The sequence below is a fragment of the Nonomuraea sp. 3-1Str genome, from assembly GCF_031570565.1.
Lineage (GTDB): Bacteria > Actinomycetota > Actinomycetes > Streptosporangiales > Streptosporangiaceae > Nonomuraea.
Genome location: NZ_JALHBK010000015.1, coordinates 77,101 through 94,627, shown reverse-complemented (window position 1 = coordinate 94,627; position 17,527 = coordinate 77,101). Strand labels below are relative to the sequence as shown.

Sequence of the window (17,527 nt, the reverse complement as noted above, 5' to 3'; positions counted from 1 at the left end):
AACCGGGGCCATCCACACTCGTAACGCCCAATGTGGCAGGCTGTCATACACATGGACAACTCGGCTGATCTGCAGGACATCGTCGATGAGCTCGCCCGCCTGCTCGGGGCCTCCGCGACGCTGGAGGACCGCTCGTTCCGCCTGCTCGCGTACGGCGCGCAGCACGGCGACATCGACACCGTGCGGCAGGAGTCGATCCTGCGCCGCCGCGCCACGCCGGAGGTCCGCGACTACTTCGAACGGTACGGCATCGCCCGCGCCGGCCACCCGGTGCGCATCCCGGCCGACGCCGACCTCAAGGTGCTGGCCCGGGTCTGCTGGCCGCTGCGGCACCAGGACGTCACCTACGGCTACCTGTGGCTGCTCGACTCCGGCAGCCTCACCGACGAGGTGCTGAGGCGGGCCGAGCCGCTGGTGGGACGCGCCGCCGCCGCGCTGGCGCAGGAGGCCCGCGGCCGCCGCGACGCCGGGCGCGACCTGCGGGCGCTGCTCTCGGCCGACCCCGAGGAGCGCGCGGGCGCCTCGCTGGAGGTGCTCGGCCCGGTCGCGGCGATCGCGGTGCGCGAGTCGGAGGAGCGGGTGGCGGCCCTGTGGACACTGCCGCGCGGCGTGCTGGCCCGGCCCGGCTCGCCGGTCGCGCTGCTCGCCCCGGCCCACCTGGCCGCCGAGGTCGCGCGCACGGTCCAGGCCGCGTACGGAACGGCGGCCGGCATCGGGGCGACCCGGCGTGACCCGGGGGAGGCGTGGCAGAGCTGGCGGGAGGCGCGGCAGGCGCTGCGCATCGCCGAGCACTTCCCGCGCTTCGCGCCCGTCGCCCGCTGGGAGGACCTGGGCGCGCACCGGCTGCTGGCCCGCCTCGGCCAGGCCGACCTGACGGAGCTGGCGGCCGAGACCGCCGTGCTGGACCCGGAGCTGGGCCACACCGTGGAGACGTACCTCGACCTCGGCGGCCACGCCCAGAAGACGGCGGCCGAGCTGGGCATCCACCGCCAGACGCTCTACTACCGGCTGGGCAAGGCGGAGCGGCTGCTGGGCCGCGACCTGTCGGACGGCGACGACCGCCTGGCCGTCCACCTGGGCCTCAAGGCCGCCCGGCTCGTCTGAGGGCGGGTCCTCGGCGAGGCGCTCAGGACAGGTGGCGCAGGGCCGAGGCGTCGCCGGGGCCGCCCCGCGCGGCCAGGAGCCCCGCCACCCGGCCCTGGTGCCCGGCGTCCTTGTGGCCGTCGTACTTGAACTTGCCGCGGATCTCCTCGACGGTGAGCCGCAGCCCCTGGAGCCCCGACAGCAGCCGTGGCATGGCGGCGGGGTCCCCGGCCTCCGCGTCGAGGTCGCCGAGCTGGGCCCGGAGGATCTCCAGCTTGCCCTCGGGGTCCGCGACGATCTCGGCGTGGCAGGCGAGCTGGACGGCCGAGTAGTAGGTGGTCGGGACGCCGAGCGCCGGGTCGGTGCCCGGCTCGGCCCGCCACGAGCCCGGGATGTACGCCCAGGGGCCGGCGACGGACAGGAGCACCTTCGGGTTCTCCTCGACGGCCGCCCAGACGGGGTTGGGCCGGGCCAGGTGGAGGAGAACCGTCCGGTCGTCGTACAGGAGGAACTGGGTGGGGACCACCACGGGGAGATCGCGGCCCCGGCCGGCGGCGATGAGCTGCCCGAACGAGTTGGCCCTGACGTAGGCGAGGGACTGCTGCTCGTCGCCGGCGTCCCAGGGGTGAATCAGCATGCGGGGGATCATACGTCCCGTACGGGCCGGACACGGGGAGCGGGTCCGGCCCGGGGGATCAGGCGCAGGCGGCCTCGTACACGCGGACGAGCTCCTGGCTGACGCGCTCCCAGGAGTAGCGGGAGCGGGCGCGGTCGGCGCCGGCGTAGCCGAGCGCGGTCCGCAGCGTGCCGTCCGCGAGCAGCTCGCGGGCCAGGCGGGCGGTCTGGGCCGGGCGGTCCGGCGGCACCAGCAGGCCGGTCACGCCGTCGATGACGGAGTCGAGGTGGGCGCCCACGGCGGAGGCGATCACCGGAACGCCGCAGGCCATGGCCTCCAGGGCGACGATGCCGGTCGTGGACTCGCGGGGGACGGTCACCACGGCGTCGGCGCCGCGCATGAGCTTGGGGACGGCGGTCCGCTTGACCTGGCCGAGCAGGGTCACGCGGTCGGCCACGCCGAGCTGCTCGGCCAGGGCCCGCAGGCGGCGCGCCTCCCGGTCGTCGCCGAGCTGCTCAGGGTCCGGCCCGCCGGCGATGACGAGCTCGACGTCCGTCAGGCCCTGCAGGGCCCGGATGATCGTGTGCGCGCCGCGGTCGGGGGAGAGGGCTCCGACGTGCAGCAGCCGCTTGTGCGAGCCGCGCGTCGCGGCCGGGCCGGTGCGGTGGAAGCGCTCGGTGTCGACGCCGTAGGGGACGATGGCGATGTTGTTGCGCGGCACGCCGAGCCGGATCAGCGCCGACTCCTCGTCGTTGGAGCCCGCGATGACCGCGTTGGCGCGGCGGCCGAGCGCCCGCTCCAGCTTGATGTGGGCGGCGTCGACCGAGTGGAAGGTCTGCGTCACCGGCACGTCCAGGCCCTTGGCGCCGGCCACGGCGGCCAGCCCGCCGGTCCAGGAGTGGGCGTGGATCACGTCCGGGCGCTCCTGGCTCCAGCGATTGGTCAGGTGACGGCCGATCTCGTTGAGGTACGGCATGACGTCGTCCGGCCGCAGGTCCTGGGCCGGGCCCACGTCGATGTGCTCCACCGTGACCCCCGGGGCCACCCGCGTCCTGGGCTTGCCCTCGGCGCTGTCCCGGCGGGAGTAGATCGTGACGTGGTGCTCACGCCCCAGCTCGCGGGCTACGGCGTGGATCTGGTGGCGCTTGCTGCCGTTGACGGAAGCGACGATCGCGATATTCATGGCACACCTCAGGTGGAAAGCACAAAGAACAGCCTTCAAGGTGTGCCTGCGTCTTAGGCACGGATATCTGTGCTGAAGACTTTACCCGGAACGGGCCCACGCGCAAACCCCGACAGAACCGACTTCTCGCCCAAATACCGCGTACTACCCGCTGGAGCTCCAAGAATTCCGGCCACGCCGGGACGGACTCCGGCGGAAACCGCGAGGTCAGACGCCGCGCAGCGCCAGGACGACGATCTCGTCCCACACCTGGCCACCCGAGAACGCGCTGCGGTCCGCCTCCACGGCCTTGACCACCGTCGCCGGGGACTGCCCCGCGCACCGGCCCAGCACGTCCGCCAGCCGCTCCTCGCCGTACGGCTCACCGGCCTCGTTGCGGGAGGAGACCAGCCCCTCGGAGTAGAGCACCAGGGTCTGGCCCATGCCGACCGTGATCTCCTCCACCGCGGTCTCGGCCGCGGGTGAGATGCCCAGCGGAACGCCGCCGCCCGCCGCGAACCGCACGCTCCCGTCCGGCTGCATCAGCGCCGCCGGATGGTGCCCGGCCGACGACAGCCGGATCCGCCGCCCCTGCACGAACCCCGCCACCGCCATGACGAACATGCCCGAGCCCTGCTTCATCAGGGCCTCGTTCACCTTGCGCACGACCACGTCCGGGTCGGACTCCCAGGCGCTCAGCACCCGCAGCCCGCCCCTGACCAGGGCGCTGACCGAGGCGGCCTCCTCGCCCTTGCCGACGGCCCCGCCCAGGGCGAACCCCCACCCGCCCTCCACGGGGAACACGTCGTAGAACTCCGCCCCCACCGAGGCGCCCGGATGGTAGATGGCGCTCGCCTCGTACCCCGGCACGTCCGGCAGGTTGCGCGGCGCGACACTGGCCGACAGCGCGTCCGCCGCCCGCGAGCGCCGCTGGAAGCTTCGCTGCGCCCGTACGGCGAGCCCGAGCTGCAGCCCCACCTCCTGCATGACTCCCAGATCGGCCAGCGTGAACGGCGGACGGTGGTGCTCGCGCACCAGCGTCAGCGTGCCGTCGCCGGTGCCGATCGGCACGCACAGCAGTGAGCCCGCGCCCATCGCGGTCAGCAGCGGCCCGTCCGCGCAGAAGCCGAGCAGCGTCTCGTCGTCCACCATCTCGTGGACGACGCCCGAGCCGCGCGCCAGCACCTGCGCCACCACCTGGGCGGCCGCCGGCTCCGCGCCCTCGACCTGCCGTACCAGTCCGCCGAGAGGATGGTCCTTGGGCGCCACCACCACCGAGCGGCGCGGCAGCCCGTCGCGGACGACGTCGGCGATCACCCAGTCGGCCCAGCCGGCCGCCAGCAGCCGCGTGGCGCGGGGGAGCGCGACCGGCTGCCGCAGCGCCTCCTCGTCCAGCAGCAGCGCGCCCATGCGGGCCAGCAGGTCCTGCCGCCGGGCCGCCGCCATCAGCAGCGCGCCGTCGGACTGCTCCGGCCGCTCCGCCGCCGGCCCCGGGAGCTGCACCTCGGTCGGCAGCGCCACGGCGGCCACCATCTGCTGCGGCTCGCCCGGCATCGTCAGCCGGGTCAGGGCGAGCTGGACGGTGTGCGTGCGTCCCTGGTGCGCCAGCCGCGTCTCGAACGCGGCCGGCTGCCCGGTCTGCAGCACCGACGTCAGGTGCGAGCGGAACGCGGCCCGCCGCGACACGTCCACCAGCAGCGGGAACGAGCGGCCCACGAGATAGCCGTCGGGGCTGCCCAGCACCCGTGAGGTCTCGCCGTTGACGCGCCGCACCACGCCGCCGCCGTCCAGCACGATCACCGGCACCGGGAACGCGCGGAACACCTGCCGCAGCAGCTTCAGCTCCCGTTGGGGGCCGTCCTTCTTGCCGCCCTGCCGCCTGTCGGAGGCCCTGCTCAGCTCGGCGCGCGCCTCGGCCAGCAGCTCGGTCGCGGTGTCGAGCTCGGCGAGCGCGGCGTCGAGGGTAGGGGCGAGTTCGGACGGGTAGGCCGTCCTCGCCTCACGCAGAGACGTGACGCGCGCCGAGAGCGCGTCCAGAGCGTGTTCGAGGTCCGGCACAGTCATGCTCTGACGCTACGCCACACGGGATAATGCTAGCTATAAGGGGTAGGGAGGCGAAGCTATGGAATCGACCGTGACGATGATCACCCCCGGCCTCGCGCGTGACCTCGCGGCACTCGGCCGCCTGGACGAGGCCACCTCGACCGAGAGCGTGCTGCGCGGCCTCACCACGGCGCTGGCCGACGGCGTGCCCGGCTGCTCGGGCAGCTCGGCCGAGCACTGGCGCGACCAGCGCGTCCTCGTCTCCGGCTCGCACAGCGAGCTGATCACGCTGGCCGAGGAGGAGCGCCGCCTGGGGGAGGGGCCCTCCGCTGACGCGCGCCGCACCGCCGGCCAGGTGGTGGTCGGCGACGTGCTCGACGAGGGCCGCTGGCCCCGCTACGCCGCCCTGGCCAACCGCTGGGGGGTCCGCTCGGTCCTCGTCCTGCCCATCAAGGTCGCCCCCGCGTTGCTGCTCGTCGGCCTCTACTCCGTACGGCCCGGCGCGTTCTCCCAGGTGGCCGCGCACGCGCTCGCCGAGATGCTGACCCAGCAGGTCGGCGTCGCCATGGCGAACATGTGGGACTTCGAGGAGGTCCGCACCGACGCCGCCCAGCTCCAGGAGGCGCTCAACGGCCGGGCCGTCATCGACCAGGCCAAGGGCATCATCATGCAGACCAGCGGCTGCACCGCCGAGGCCGCCTTCGAGGAGCTGCGCCGGATCTCCCAGCACCACCAGGTCAAGGTGGCCGACCTGGCCAGGCTGCTCGTGGACGAGCACCAGCGGAAGTCACGCCGCTGAGGGTCACGCCGTAGATGGTCACGCCGCCGAGGGGCGCCACCCGGCTAGCCGAACGCCGCCAGCGCGTCGTCCAGCGTGTCGTACAGCGGCAGCCGCTGCGCCAGGCCGGTGATCCACATCACCTTGGACTTCGAGTACTCGACCCCCACCAGGGCGAACCTGGAACTGGCGGCCAGGCTTGTCTGCCACTGGTGCACGATCAGCCCCAGGGCGCGCGAGTCCATGAACGTCACTCCGGCCAGGTCCAGGATCAGATCCGGGCCCGACAGGGACAGGTAGTCGGCGAACTGCTCGCGCGTCGTCGCGTCGAGCACCCCGTCGACCTTGACCACAGTGATCTCGTTCACGGTCGACGACGTCAGGCTCAGAGCGGCCACAGAGCCCTCACCGTTCTCCGGCATTGTCACGGGGCAACCCTACTGTCACCGCGGTGGGGAGGCATACGCCCCGCGGGATGAGGCATACTGGAAGCTGAAGTCCAGCAGAGGGCTTTCGTCTCGAAGTTAGACGCGAGGCGTGCCTCTGCATGGGCTTTTTTTCGGTGGAGGCCGCCCTGCGACCCATATGAGGAGCAGCGATGGCCCTGCAGGAACTCGTTCTCGAGGAGTTGACCGCCGAAGAGCTCCTGGCCGAGATGGTCAGGATCGACACCCCCGACAGCCTGCGGGAACGGCTGCGCGAGCGCATCGTGGAGATGCACCGCCCGCTGGCCATGGAGATCGCCCGGCGCTACCGCTACCGCGGCGAGCCGCTGGAGGACCTGCTCCAGGCCGCGTACGTGGGTCTGATGAAGGCCATCAACGGCTTCGACCCGACCCTCGGCCACGCCTTCCGCGGCTATGCCGTCGTCACGATGACCGGCGAGGTCAAGCGCCACTTCCGCGACCGCACCTGGGCCATCCGCGTCCCCCGCCTCTACCAGGAGCGCCGCTCCGAGCTGAACCGGCTCGTCGCCGATCTCAGCCAGACGCTCGGCCGCTCGCCGACGGTCGCCGAGCTCGCCGCCAAGATGAACATCAGCGAGGAGGACGTCCTGCTCACGCTGGACGCCTCCGCCGCCTACAGCACGCTGTCGCTGGACGCGCCGCTCGGCACCGACGACGACGCCGCCTCGCTCGGCGACGTCATCCCGGAGGACGACGACACCCTCAGCACCATGCTTGACCGCGAGGCGGTCAAGCCGCTCATCGACGCCCTGCCCTCCCGCGAGAAGCACATCCTGCTCCTGCGCTTCTTCGGCAACATGACGCAGGCCGAGATCGCGGCGGAGTTCGGCATCTCGCAGATGCACGTGTCCCGGATCCTGCGCAAGGTCCTCGACCAGTTGCGCGCCGAGCTTGTCGGCTGAGAGGGCGGAACGCCGGGTGCACGAGGACAGGCATCCTCACGACGCGGGTCTGACGGGCCCGCCACCCGGCACGCCCATCAGGAACATCACCTTCCGGCTGCAGGACCTGCCACGGGTCCGGGAGCTCGCCGAGACCGAGGCCCGCGGCGCCGGCATGCCCGAGGAGGCCGTCGGCGACTTCGTCATCGCGGTGAACGAGGTCGCCACCAACGCCGTCACCCACGGCCATGTCGAGGCCCGCGCGCGGATGTGGGCGGACGGCGACGACGTCCTGGTGGAGGTGCACGACCGCGGCGCCTGGAAGCCCGGCCCCATGCCCGGCTCGGTCGGCGGGATGGGACTGTGGGTCGCCCGCATGCTCTCCTCCGACCTGGACCTCCGGGTGGGCGCCGGCGGCAGCACGGTCATCATGCGCTTCCCCGCCAAGTGATTCATGCGAAAGACCCCCGGACCGTTGCCGTCCGGGGGTCTGGCCGGTCACGCCGGCCGGTCCTACCTCCTGGTCCGCCCGCGCCAGCCGCTGTAGCTGCGGACGCTCGCCGTCCCCACACCGGCCTGGTGCAGCGCGAGGAACATCAGACCGAGGAGCATGAACGTCGTACCGGAGATGCCACCCGGTATCCGTACGTTGACCAGGTCGAGCAGGAACCCCAGCCCGAACACGATGGCCGCGACGATCGCCAGCATGAGCCGCTCACCTCGTCCCTGTGGTGGCAGGCGTTGTCGTGGTGGCGGGCGATGCCGTGGTGCCGCCGCCGGACAGGGCCAGCAGCCGTTCCAGCACGGTCCGGTACTCGCGCAGCGCCAGGCGGAGCTCCTCGGTGTCGGTCCGCCCGCCGCCGTTCCCGTCGGAGTCGTTCCAGCGTCGGCGCAGCTCGCCCGTGCGGGACGTCAGCGCGCTCGTGAGCGCCTCGACGACCTCGCCGACGAGCCCGTCGGCCCGCTTGACGGCCTCGTTCGGGTCGTCCACGAAGCCGGCCTGCAGCTCGCGCCAGCGCGCCTGCACCTCGGCCGGGTCCTGGTCGAACAGCACGATCTCGGCCGGCGCCGCGTGGGACGGGGCCGCGCCGCCGTCCGCTCCCGCCACGTCCTCGTCCACCGCGGGACCAGGTCCGGTGGAGACGCCGGTCGCGTACGGCTCCCGCCGCACGCCGTCGTCATTCGGCCCCGGTACGTCGTCCTCGTCATCCAGCCCGTCACGCCCGGGACCGCCGTGGTCGAGGCCGTCGCGCCCTCCGCGGGCGCTGTCCCCGTCGCCGGCGCTGTGCACCAGGACGTCGTCACCCGTGCCGCGCGCCGGTTCGTCACCCAGGGCCGCCCGGCCGCCGTCGCGGTCGCGGTCGTCGTCCACGATCATGCGCAGATCGTCGTCCTCGGTCCGCGCGGCCCGCACGTCGTCGTCGCCGCGCACGTCGTCCAGCGCACCGTGACGGTGGTCGTCCGACGGGTCCCGCCGCTCCCCGCTCCAGTGCCCGCCGCCCGGGCGTCCGTCAGCCACGTGCTCGTCACCCACGTGCTCGTCCCCGGGCTGCTCGTCGGCCCGCTGGGGCGGCACTCTCATCTCGTCACCCACGTCCCTCACCGTCCTCGCGTCGTCTCTTCCAGCAGTTCCTCGAAGAGCGCGCGGTAGTGGACCATCGCCTGCCGGAGCTCCTCCGTGGAGGCCTCCTTACGGGCCGCGCGCCCGCTGATCTCGTGCGCCCTGCGGTAGTGGTCGAGCGTCGACGCGTGCACCACGGACAAGTCGGACAGTCGCTGCTCGAAGTTCTCCGTCGGATAGCCGCGGTCGGCCATGACGGACGTCACGAGCTGGTCCGCCTCGGTCACCGCGAACCCGGGCGCGTCCACGAAGCGCTCCTGCACCTCGGTCCACCGCTTGGCGTAGCTGTTGCGCGTCTCCTCCGACAGGGGGCGGATGTCGAGCTCGGCGTGCCGCTGCTCCCGGGCCAGCAGCTCCTGCTCGGCTTCCTTCTTGTTGTCGTGCTCGGCCATCAGGCGTTCGTACTCGGGGCCGAAACGGGCGCGGAGGCGGCTACGGCGCTGCTGCTGGAGCACCACGTAGCCGACTGCGGCGAGCGCCACCACCGCGACCACGACGACGGCCACCCAGATCAAGGTGGACATGATGTTCGCCTCCGGTCTCTGTGTTGAGACCAGCGCCTGCCCCCGAACCGGCTCTCGAAACGCTTGGGAACGGCCCGCAACCCCCTGCCGGCCGCGCTTTCCGGGACCGCGGAACCGCCCCTGCCCCCCGGGACAGGATCACCCGCCGTCCAGCGCCTCCCTGGCCTCCGCCAGCACCGCGGCAACATGCGAACGACCAGGTCCCACCGGCACCTCCCGGAACCCCTCCACGGGGTCGTACGCCACATCCAGCCCGGCGTCGACGAGCCGCTGCGCCCACCGCAGGGCGGTGTTCAGCCGCTCGGACGCGGGCGGCTTGCCCTGCGCGGCGGCGGACAGGTTGCGCAGGTTCGTCGCGGGACCCGACTGGATGTGCTCCCGGGACACCTTCCACGGCACGGCACGACCATGATCCAGGGTCGGCTTCACCAGCCCGGCGGCGCGCTTCGCCTGGAGCACCCCGGACTCGCTCACGCCGAAGTGCGCGGCCATCTCCCGCACGCTCCGCCCCTCGGCCACGAGCCTCGCCAGCTCCCCGCGATCGATCGCCGCCCTACGCCCCAAGGCCGCCTCCGCTCCCGCCCGCGCTGTGCACGGGCACCTCCGATGTGCGCTAAGGTTATGACGTCTCGCCCCACAGGGACGGACACACACCGGGACGTAGCGCAGCTTGGTAGCGCACTTGACTGGGGGTCAAGGGGTCGCAGGTTCAAATCCTGTCGTCCCGACGGTGACACAAGGCCGGTCGGCTTGGGTGAAAGCCCAGGTAGGCCGGCCCTTCTCATTCTCGTTGTCGTAGCCGTGATCGCGGCCTCCTTCGCGATCTCTGACCTGGGGACCAGCCGGCGGACGGATGGCTGCTCAGAGCGGCTCCGGCCGGATAGAGCGACCTTTCTCCATCCTGTGGGACGAACGGCACGGATCACCGTGATTCGGATTACCGTCGCGAATCGTGCCGCCGGAACTGCGGCCGCAGCCAAGCCGTTACGGCATGCCGCGTTCCCATGCCAGTGCGCTGAGCCGGGATTCGAGTGCGCCGAGAGCTGCTTCGGCGGTGAGCATGATCCGCGTCGTGACATATCCCAGCTGATGATTGACGCGCGTCATGTAGTCGTTGCCCGCGTCCACGTTCGTCACTACCAGGCGGATTTCCGGTCGCTCGGCCAGCAGCCACCGCATCATGGCGGCTTTCACGGTGCGGCCCAGCCCGCGACCCCGGTGCCTGGGTAGCACGGCCGTGTCCTGCTGGACGGCCGTGTCGGGCATGCCGGGGAAGATCTCCAGCTCTGTCAGGCCGACCACGGCATCGCTCGCCTCGTGCACGACCACGACGGCCCGGTGTTCGACGCCGCGCCGGCGCGCGTCGTGCTCGGCTTGCCGCACTCGCGGTACGGACCAGTGCGGGTGCCGGTAGCTGGAGTCTCCGACGGGGGCGTCATGGATGGCGCCGCGCGCTCGTGCGAAGGACTCCACGAGGGTGTCGGGTGCGGCTCCCGTCCATTGTTCCAAGCGGTGACCGGCCGGCACGGGGACCTCCCAGAGCGCCGGGTCCACCTCAGGAACCCTGAGCACCTGTAGGGCCACCCGTTGCACGACGGTGAAGCCCCGTGCGCGGATCCACTGCTCGCCGTCGCCGCCGGCCGTCACGCCTCGTCCCACGATGAGCTCACGGCCTTCGGCGGATGAGCCGCCGAGCGCTCGGCGGAGCAGCGCCGTCCCGATCCCCTGCCGGCGCAGCTCAGGATGGACGCGGACGTCGACGACAATGCTGTTGTCGTCCTCCGACCGTGACAACTGCGTGATCGCGAGGCCCGCCAGGTGACCTTGCCTGCGCGCCGCCCAGAACCGCTGCCTGCCCACGCCCGGCGGAATGGCACGCAACCGGCCCACGAACGTGTCGTAGCCGGGCTTCGGCGCGTCGGGCCGATCCACCGAGAACGCGGCGATCGCCAGCTCGTACTGGCCACGGAGCTCGGCGTCAGAAGCTTTGTCCGGATCAAAGGGAAAGATGTCGACACTCATCACGTCCTCGCTTCCACTGCCAGGTCAGCCGCGTGCACGGCCGCTGGGGATGGGCATCCGCCGGCACCGGCCATCAATACGGACGCGATCATGATCACCCCGAAACTGAAGAGTCCCATTCCGAGGATGATGTCCGAATGGAGAGACTTTTGCATGGCCACCAGCGGTGACACGCACCTGGCCGTTGACACTCTCATGCCTGCATCTGAACCCCTGTGCGTTCCGTCAGCGGTGTGCCTGCTCGCTGATCCTCTGTCGCTGTAACGGCACTCCGACGGGGGCAGCACGGGTCCGGCACCGATGCGAGCGCGCCGATCTCACCGACAGCGTCAAGTGCCCGCTGCGTCTGCAACCAAGGGGTCACCGCGGCTGAGGGGTCCTCCTCGGGGACGACGCCGTCGCGACCTCCGGAGGAGGCGGCCGAGACCCGGTGACGATGTGCGGGGCACCGCCGCGGCGGCAGATTGGGCCGGGTGAACACCTCTTCTCCACGAAGCCGCCGGACGATCGTGCCGGTCCTGATCGTCGCCGTCTGGTCGGTGAGCTATCTGGTCCTCGGCCTGCTCTGGGCCCTCGGAGGGCCCGGCTATCCGTTCGACGCCGGCCGTGCTGGTCCGGGCAGCACGCTGCTCGACCCTCTTCCGGCGGCGGCCGGCGGGGGTGTGCTGGCGATGACGGCGCTGGTGGCCGCCGTCGTCGCGGTGCTCGCCGCCAGAGGTCCGCTCAACCGGGCCCCCGCCGTCGTGGCCGTCGTGGCCGGCGCCGGGCTGGCGGTGCTCCTGCCCGACGTGCGCATCATGATGAGCGCCGGGTACCTGCCGGTGATGCTGGCCGCCGCGCTCGCCGGCCAGGTCGAGTTCTCGTTGATCGCGACCATGCTGACGTGGCCCAGCGTCAACCTGCTCATCCTGATGGCGGCCGGCGTCAGCCTGCTGGTCCTGGGGACGCGCACGCTGATCGGAGGGCCCGGGCGGTCCGGCAGCGCCGCCGGCGCGCTACGGATCGGGCGGTACGCGACCGCTGTCGCGGTCGCCGTCCCCGTCGTCTACGCCGTCACCCGCTTCGGCTGGCTCCTGGGCGTGCCCGTCGGTATCAGCGACCACTTCCTGGCCTACATCGCCGAGATCACCCCGATCGGCGCCGGTCTCAGCACGCTCGGTCTCGTCGGCGCGGTCCTCACCGTCGGCCTGGTCCGGCCGTGGGGTGAGATCTGGCCGCGCTGGGTGCCGTTCCTGCGCGGGCGGCCGATCCCGGCGCGGTTCCCGGCCTACTCGGCTCTGGCCGTCTCCCTCCCCATCACCTCCGCCGGACTGATGTACGTCCGCAAGAAGCTCACCGGCGAGCAGATCGGCCCGACGGGCGCGGGCGCGGAGCTGGGCGCCTGGCTGCCGGAGATGTTGTGGCCGCTGTGGGGGCCGGCCCTGGCGGTGGCCGCCCTGGCCTACCTCGCCCGCCGCCGGCACCTCGCCCACGCACGCCGACCATAATGGTGGGCGTGGGAGAGTCCTCGTCCCCTGCCGGCGTCGCAGTGGACTCGTTTCTCAACCGGCATCAGGTGAGTGCCGATGCCGTGCTCGCCGTCCTGCTCCTCCTGCCGCTCGGCCTGGTCTCGTTGAGCCTGCTCCGGGCCTCGGACAGTCCCCTGTCGCTCCGCCTGCTCGCGGGTGCGGGCCTGCTTCTCCTGCATGGTTGCGTCGTCCTGCGTCGGCTACGCCCGCTGCCGGCGTACGCGCTGGCCGCCGCGGCGATGTTGCTGCTGGTGGCGCTGCCGCCCCTGCACGACCCGGGCGGCGCCTACTATCCGGCGGTGCTGCTGCCGAGCACGCTGGTCTTCGGGCTGCTGCTGTACACGGCGTCCGGCCGGCTCGAACTGCTGCCCGGCCTGGTCTGCCTGGCCGTCGCCGTGGCCGGAGTGGGCCTGGTTCTGGCGCGGCTGTGGGACCCGGCCTCGTGGGGCGGCTCGTCGGGCTCCTACGAGCTGGTCGCGTGGCGCATCGGCCTGTCGGTCGGCCTGGTCGCTGCGGCGGCGTGTCTCTGGTCGCTGGGGCGTCTCAGCCGGATGCGGGTGTTGTTCCTGTCCGAGCTCAGAGCGAAGGCCGAGCGCGCCGAGGCCGACCGTGCGCGGGAGCGGCAGGAGGCGGCGCGGGCGGAACGCGACCGCATCAGCCGCGAGATGCACGACGTGGTGTCCCACTCGCTCGCCGTCATGGTCAGCCAGGCGGAGGGCGGCCGGCTGTCCGATCCGGACTCGCCCGGGGCGGGGGTGTTCGCCACCATCGCCGAGGTCGGGCGCGATGCCTTGCGCGACATGCGCGGGCTGCTGGGCGTGCTGCGCGCCGACGGCGGCACCGCTCCGCAGCCGGGCCTCGGCGACCTGTCCGACCTGCTGGACCATGTGCGCGATGCGGGCGTACGCCTCGCCGTCCAGCAGGTCGGGGACGCCCGGCCGCTACGCCCCGCCGCCGACCTGACCGCCTATCGCGTCATCCAGGAGGGGCTGACCAACGTCATCAAGCACGCGGGGGAGACGGCCGCCGCGGACATGACGCTGGCGTGGCGTTCGGACGGAGTGCACATCACCATCACGAACGACGGCGCCGGGCCGCCCCCCGAAGAGGCCGGCGTCGGGCTGACCGGGATGCGCGAACGTCTCAGCATGGTGGGAGGCACCCTGGAGGCAGGCAGACGCCCCGGCGCCGGCTTCGAGCTGTCGGCCACCGTGCCCTATGAGCCGAGGAGTCTTCCATCATCAGGATTATGATCGTCGACGACCAGGAGTTGCTGCGCAACGGCCTGGCCATGGTCGTCAGGTCCCAGCCCGACGTGGAGGTGGTCGCCGAGGCCGCTGACGGCCTGGCGGCCCTGAAGGCGTTGGAGTCGCGGCGCGTCGACGTGGTGGTGATGGACATCCGCATGCCGCGGATGGACGGTGTCACCGCCACCCGGGAGATCCAGCGGCTGGACGACCCGCCGAAGGTGCTGGTGCTGACCACGTTCGACCTGGACGAGCACGCCCTGGCCGCGCTGCGCGCCGGTGCGAGCGGTTTCATGCTGAAGGACGCGCCGGGAGAGGAGATCATCGCGGCGATCCGGCACGTGCACCGGGGCGACTCGATCATCGCGCCCGCCACGACCCGGCGGCTCATCGGGCGGCTCGTCGCGAAGGCCGACACCGACCCGGACGCCGTGCTCAAGGTGCTCACGGAGCGCGAGCGTGAAGTGTTCCTCAGCCTGGCCCGAGGCGCGTCCAACGCCGAGATCGGGGTCGAGCTGTTCTTGTCGGAGACCACGGTCAAGACCCACGTGGGGCGCATCCTGACGAAGCTCGGGCTGCGCGACCGGGTCCAGGCGGTGGTCCTGGCGTACGAATCCGGCGTTGTCACTCCCGGCGAGCGTTAGGCCCTGCCGTGAATCGGTCGCCTGACGACATCAGAGGTGCTCTGACGGGTCGCGCCAGGCGACCGATCGGCGTGATCTGACCAGGTAGTGGAGCCCGATCCCCAGACCCGTGGTGAGCAGGACAAGTCCGATGACGACCATCGTGATGATCGTCCGGCCATTGAAGGCTGGGGGCGGTGCGGCAGGCCAGGGTGCCGGGTCAGGGCGATCGCCGGGCGCCTGCGTGCGGGTCGCGTGCCGGATCGAAAGCGCAGGAGGAGGTCGGGCGCGGTGCTCCGCAGCCGGGCGGCCGTGATCCGGCCCAGCAGCCACGCCATGGCCGCCCCGCCGGCCACCCCGACCACCGGTCCGGCCCAGATCGGGCCCTGCCATGCGGCCAGGAAGGCCGGTGCGGTGTCAATACGGCACGTGCCGTGCTGCTATGGTGGCGAAAATGAGGGAGAAGAGCGCCGACCGGACCGTGGCCATCATGCGGACCACCCTGGAGCTGGGCCAGGAGATCGGTTACGCCAAACTCAGCATCGAGGCGGTGGCGGCCCGCGCCGGCGTCGGCAAGCACACGATCTACCGCCGCTGGTCGTCCAAGGGAGCCCTGTTCCTCGATTCCCTCATGTCGTTGAACGAATCGGGACTGGACTACCCCGACACCGGCGACATCGTCGCCGACCTGCGCACGCAGATCCACGCGGCCGTCGACCTGCTGGGCCGGCCGCCGTTCGGCCCGCTGGTCCGGGCGCTCGTGGGCGAAGCCCAGTACGATCCCCAGATCGCCGCCGCGCTCAGCGAGCGTTTCATCGCCCCGCAGGAGGCCAAGACCGTCGCCCGCCTGGAAAGGGCGCGCGAGCAGGGGCAGATCTCACCCGATCTCGACCTGGACCTGGCGATGGCGATCCTGTCCGGACCTCTGTACTTCAGGTACCTGATCACCAACGAACAGCTGACACATACCTACGTCGACCGCGTTCTCGAAGCCCTCTTCGCCGGGCTGAGAGGGCATTGCGCGAGTTGATGTCCCTTTTCGTCGAGGGCGCCCTCATGGAGATGGAGCCGGGATCGTTCGCTCGGCCGCGTCCGTGGCCCGGTGGCGAGCCCGTGACCAGCCCTTCGGTCGCCGCAGGCCGAGGACGACGCCTGCCGCGACGAGCAGGGTGCCGGTGACGTCGGCGGGGCCCGCCTGGCCGAGGCCGAGCGCGAGGGTGGTGAGCAGCGCCCCTACCGGTACGAGGCCGGCGAAGAGGCCCGCGCGGTCGGCGCCGAGGCGGCGCAGCGCGTCGTACCAGAGGAAGAAGGCGGCTGCGGTGACGATCGCGCCGAGGTAGCCGAAGGCGGCTGCCTGGCCGGGTGTGGGCAGCCGCAGGGAGGCCGTGCCGTCCAGGGCGAGCCCTGCGGCCAGCAGCATGGGGACGGACAGGGCGGCGGGATAGGCGGCGACCCTCAGGGGGCCGAGTTTGGGCAACAGGGGGATGGCGAGCAGGGAGAACGCCACCTCGCCGGCGAGCGCGCCCAGGGACAGCAGGAGGCCCGTCAGGCTGCCCGAGCCGAGGCCGGCGGCGACGGCTGCGCCGAGTGCCACCACGAGCGCGGCGCCGACGGTGCGGGGGGCCGGGCGCCGGCGTTCCATCAGGGGCCCGACGAGGGCGAGGACGAGGGGGACGGCTCCGATCACGGTGCCGATCATGGCGGGGCCGGCGTGCCGGGTGGCTTCGACGAGGAAGAGGTTGAAACCGGCCAGGCCGGTGGCGGCCAGCGCGATCAGGAGCAGCATGTCACGTGCGGTCAGGCGGACGCGGGGCAGGCGCTGGTGGCCCACGACGGCGAGCAGGATGGCCGCGGCGATGGCATAGCGCAGGGCCTGGCCGGTGAAGACCGGGTAGTCGGCGATGGTGGCGGAGACCGCGGTGGAGGTGCCGACGAGCAGCATCGCCGAGGCCGCGCCGACGGAGGCGGCGGAGGATCTCATGCGACGTGCTCCGCCACGGTCGAGGGGGCGGCAGCCGAGGGGGTGAGGACCTTGCGGGTGATGCGTTCGGCGATGGCGGCGACCAGGGTCCGGGGGCGGCGGGGGGTCAGGTGCGCGGTGAGGGCGTTGCTGAATCCGGGAGCGACGTAGCCGCGGTCTCGCTCCAGCGCGCGCAGGGCCGCGCGGACGACGGGCTCGGGGGTGGTCATGGAGCCGGTGACGGCCGCGTTGCGGGTGCCGATGGTGTCGAAGAAGGCGGTCTCGACCGGGCCGGGGCACAGGGTGAGCACGCGGATGCCGCGCCGGCGGTACTCCTGTCGCAGGGCGAGGCCGAAGTTCAGCACGAAGGTCTTGGCCGCGCCGTAGACGGCGAAGTACGGGGAGGGCTGGAAGGCGGCGTTGGAGGCGACGTTGACGATCGCGCCGCGGCCGCGCTCCAGCATGCCGGGCAGCACCTCGTGGGTGAGGTCGACGAGTGCGACGACGTTGACCATCAGCTGGTCGTGGTCGCGGGCCGCGGGTATCTCCTCGAAGCGGCCGCAGGTGCCGAAGCCGGCGTTGTTGATCAGGAGGTCGACGTCCAGACCGCGGGTGGTCAGCTGGTCGGCGACGCGGCGGGCGGCGTCCGGCTCGGCGAGGTCCTGGACCAGCACATGGGCGCGGACACCGTGTTCGGCGGTCAGGCGCTGGGCGAGGGCGGTGAGCCGGTCGCCGGAGCGCGCCACCAGGATCACGTCGTGGCCCTGGGCGGCGAGCTGGGTGGCGAATTCCTTGCCGAGGCCGGACGACGCTCCGGTGATGAGGGCGGTGCTGTGCATGTGGTTCTCCTTGGCCGGTGGCACCTGAGCCGGTGTCAACTGGAAGGAGAATGTACCAGCAAACCGTCTATATGCAACAGGGATGATGCAGATAAGTACGTGACGGCATCAGCGATGTAATGTGTTTCTGGATAAGTGGTCGAACAGGAGGCG

The 17,527-nt window shown here is 72.0% G+C and carries 19 protein-coding genes and 1 tRNA gene; 9 read left to right on the top strand and 11 right to left on the bottom strand.

From position 1 onward, the window contains the following. Positions 1–51: 51 nt before the first annotated feature. Entirely contained in the window at positions 52–1,104 is a 1,053-nt protein-coding gene (locus tag MTP10_RS23940) for a helix-turn-helix domain-containing protein (RefSeq protein ID WP_310711839.1), read from the top strand. Between the two features lie 22 nt (positions 1,105–1,126). Here the strand turns inward: MTP10_RS23940 and MTP10_RS23935 are convergent, their stop codons facing one another. The 3 genes from MTP10_RS23935 to MTP10_RS23925 all read right to left on the bottom strand — a co-directional run bounded on the left by MTP10_RS23935 (position 1,127) and on the right by MTP10_RS23925 (position 4,925). Next, positions 1,127–1,720, bottom strand: a complete 594-nt coding sequence (locus MTP10_RS23935; RefSeq protein ID WP_310711838.1) for an FMN-binding negative transcriptional regulator — start codon at positions 1,718–1,720, stop codon at positions 1,127–1,129. 58 nt (positions 1,721–1,778) lie between these two features. Further along, the gene (locus MTP10_RS23930) at positions 1,779–2,882 is read right to left on the bottom strand and encodes a glycosyltransferase (RefSeq protein WP_310711837.1); all 1,104 of its coding nucleotides are present in this window, start codon (positions 2,880–2,882) and stop codon (positions 1,779–1,781) included. Positions 2,883–3,089: 207 nt separating this feature from the next. Then, positions 3,090–4,925 carry a SpoIIE family protein phosphatase gene (locus tag MTP10_RS23925; RefSeq protein ID WP_310711836.1) on the bottom strand — a complete coding sequence of 612 codons (1,836 nt, stop codon included), beginning with the start codon at positions 4,923–4,925 and terminating at the stop codon, positions 3,090–3,092. Between the two features lie 58 nt (positions 4,926–4,983). Here MTP10_RS23925 and MTP10_RS23920 point away from each other — a divergent pair, with 58 nt between their 5' ends. Continuing rightward, positions 4,984–5,703 (top strand): GAF and ANTAR domain-containing protein, encoded by a 720-nt coding sequence (locus MTP10_RS23920; protein ID WP_310711835.1) that lies wholly within the window; start codon positions 4,984–4,986, stop codon positions 5,701–5,703. Between the two features lie 44 nt (positions 5,704–5,747). On the opposite strand, the gene MTP10_RS23915 is transcribed toward MTP10_RS23920, so the two are convergent. Beyond that, entirely contained in the window at positions 5,748–6,104 is a 357-nt protein-coding gene (locus MTP10_RS23915; protein WP_310711942.1) for an STAS domain-containing protein, read from the bottom strand. A 176-nt stretch (positions 6,105–6,280) separates the two neighbouring features. Here MTP10_RS23915 and MTP10_RS23910 point away from each other — a divergent pair, with 176 nt between their 5' ends. Beyond that, positions 6,281–7,051 (top strand): SigB/SigF/SigG family RNA polymerase sigma factor, encoded by a 771-nt coding sequence (locus MTP10_RS23910; protein ID WP_310711834.1) that lies wholly within the window; start codon positions 6,281–6,283, stop codon positions 7,049–7,051. A 16-nt stretch (positions 7,052–7,067) separates the two neighbouring features. Then, entirely contained in the window at positions 7,068–7,481 is a 414-nt protein-coding gene (locus MTP10_RS23905) for an ATP-binding protein (protein ID WP_310711833.1), read from the top strand. A gap of 62 nt (positions 7,482–7,543) precedes the next feature. Here MTP10_RS23905 and MTP10_RS23900 read toward each other — a convergent pair whose 3' ends face one another. The 4 genes from MTP10_RS23900 to MTP10_RS23885 form a co-directional block, all read right to left on the bottom strand. Continuing rightward, positions 7,544–7,738: a hypothetical protein gene (locus MTP10_RS23900; protein WP_310711832.1), complete on the bottom strand. Its 195-nt coding sequence runs from the start codon at positions 7,736–7,738 to the stop codon at positions 7,544–7,546. A gap of 7 nt (positions 7,739–7,745) precedes the next feature. Then, positions 7,746–8,624 (bottom strand): hypothetical protein, encoded by an 879-nt coding sequence (locus tag MTP10_RS23895; protein ID WP_310711831.1) that lies wholly within the window; start codon positions 8,622–8,624, stop codon positions 7,746–7,748. 5 nt (positions 8,625–8,629) lie between these two features. After that, positions 8,630–9,175: a hypothetical protein gene (locus MTP10_RS23890; RefSeq protein ID WP_310711830.1), complete on the bottom strand. Its 546-nt coding sequence runs from the start codon at positions 9,173–9,175 to the stop codon at positions 8,630–8,632. Between the two features lie 138 nt (positions 9,176–9,313). Next, positions 9,314–9,739, bottom strand: a complete 426-nt coding sequence (locus MTP10_RS23885) for a hypothetical protein (protein WP_310711829.1) — start codon at positions 9,737–9,739, stop codon at positions 9,314–9,316. A 90-nt stretch (positions 9,740–9,829) separates the two neighbouring features. Here MTP10_RS23885 and MTP10_RS23880 point away from each other — a divergent pair. Beyond that, positions 9,830–9,903, top strand: a tRNA-Pro gene (locus MTP10_RS23880). A 256-nt stretch (positions 9,904–10,159) separates the two neighbouring features. Here MTP10_RS23880 and MTP10_RS23875 read toward each other — a convergent pair. Continuing rightward, on the bottom strand, positions 10,160–11,197 hold the full coding sequence (locus tag MTP10_RS23875; RefSeq protein WP_310711827.1) for a GNAT family N-acetyltransferase: 1,038 nt from the start codon (positions 11,195–11,197) through the stop codon (positions 10,160–10,162). Between the two features lie 473 nt (positions 11,198–11,670). Here MTP10_RS23875 and MTP10_RS23870 point away from each other — a divergent pair, with 473 nt between their 5' ends. From MTP10_RS23870 to MTP10_RS23855, 4 genes are all read left to right on the top strand, one after another. Continuing rightward, entirely contained in the window at positions 11,671–12,684 is a 1,014-nt protein-coding gene (locus tag MTP10_RS23870; RefSeq protein ID WP_310711826.1) for a hypothetical protein, read from the top strand. Positions 12,685–12,752: 68 nt separating this feature from the next. Then, positions 12,753–13,958: a histidine kinase gene (locus MTP10_RS23865; protein ID WP_310711825.1), complete on the top strand. Its 1,206-nt coding sequence runs from the start codon at positions 12,753–12,755 to the stop codon at positions 13,956–13,958. Next, positions 13,955–14,596 carry a response regulator transcription factor gene (locus tag MTP10_RS23860; RefSeq protein ID WP_310711824.1) on the top strand — a complete coding sequence of 214 codons (642 nt, stop codon included), beginning with the start codon at positions 13,955–13,957 and terminating at the stop codon, positions 14,594–14,596. Before MTP10_RS23865 ends, MTP10_RS23860 begins: the two co-directional genes overlap by 4 nt. Positions 14,597–15,029: 433 nt before the next feature. After that, positions 15,030–15,605, top strand: coding sequence for a TetR/AcrR family transcriptional regulator (locus MTP10_RS23855; RefSeq protein ID WP_310711823.1), 576 nt, complete (start codon positions 15,030–15,032; stop codon positions 15,603–15,605). Positions 15,606–15,629: 24 nt separating this feature from the next. Here the strand turns inward: MTP10_RS23855 and MTP10_RS23850 are convergent, their stop codons facing one another. Both MTP10_RS23850 and MTP10_RS23845 read right to left on the bottom strand, forming a co-directional pair. After that, on the bottom strand, positions 15,630–16,556 hold the full coding sequence (locus MTP10_RS23850; RefSeq protein ID WP_310711822.1) for a DMT family transporter: 927 nt from the start codon (positions 16,554–16,556) through the stop codon (positions 15,630–15,632). Next, positions 16,553–17,374 carry an SDR family oxidoreductase gene (locus MTP10_RS23845; RefSeq protein ID WP_310711821.1) on the bottom strand — a complete coding sequence of 274 codons (822 nt, stop codon included), beginning with the start codon at positions 17,372–17,374 and terminating at the stop codon, positions 16,553–16,555. Before MTP10_RS23845 ends, MTP10_RS23850 begins: the two co-directional genes overlap by 4 nt. Positions 17,375–17,527: the final 153 nt, after the last annotated feature.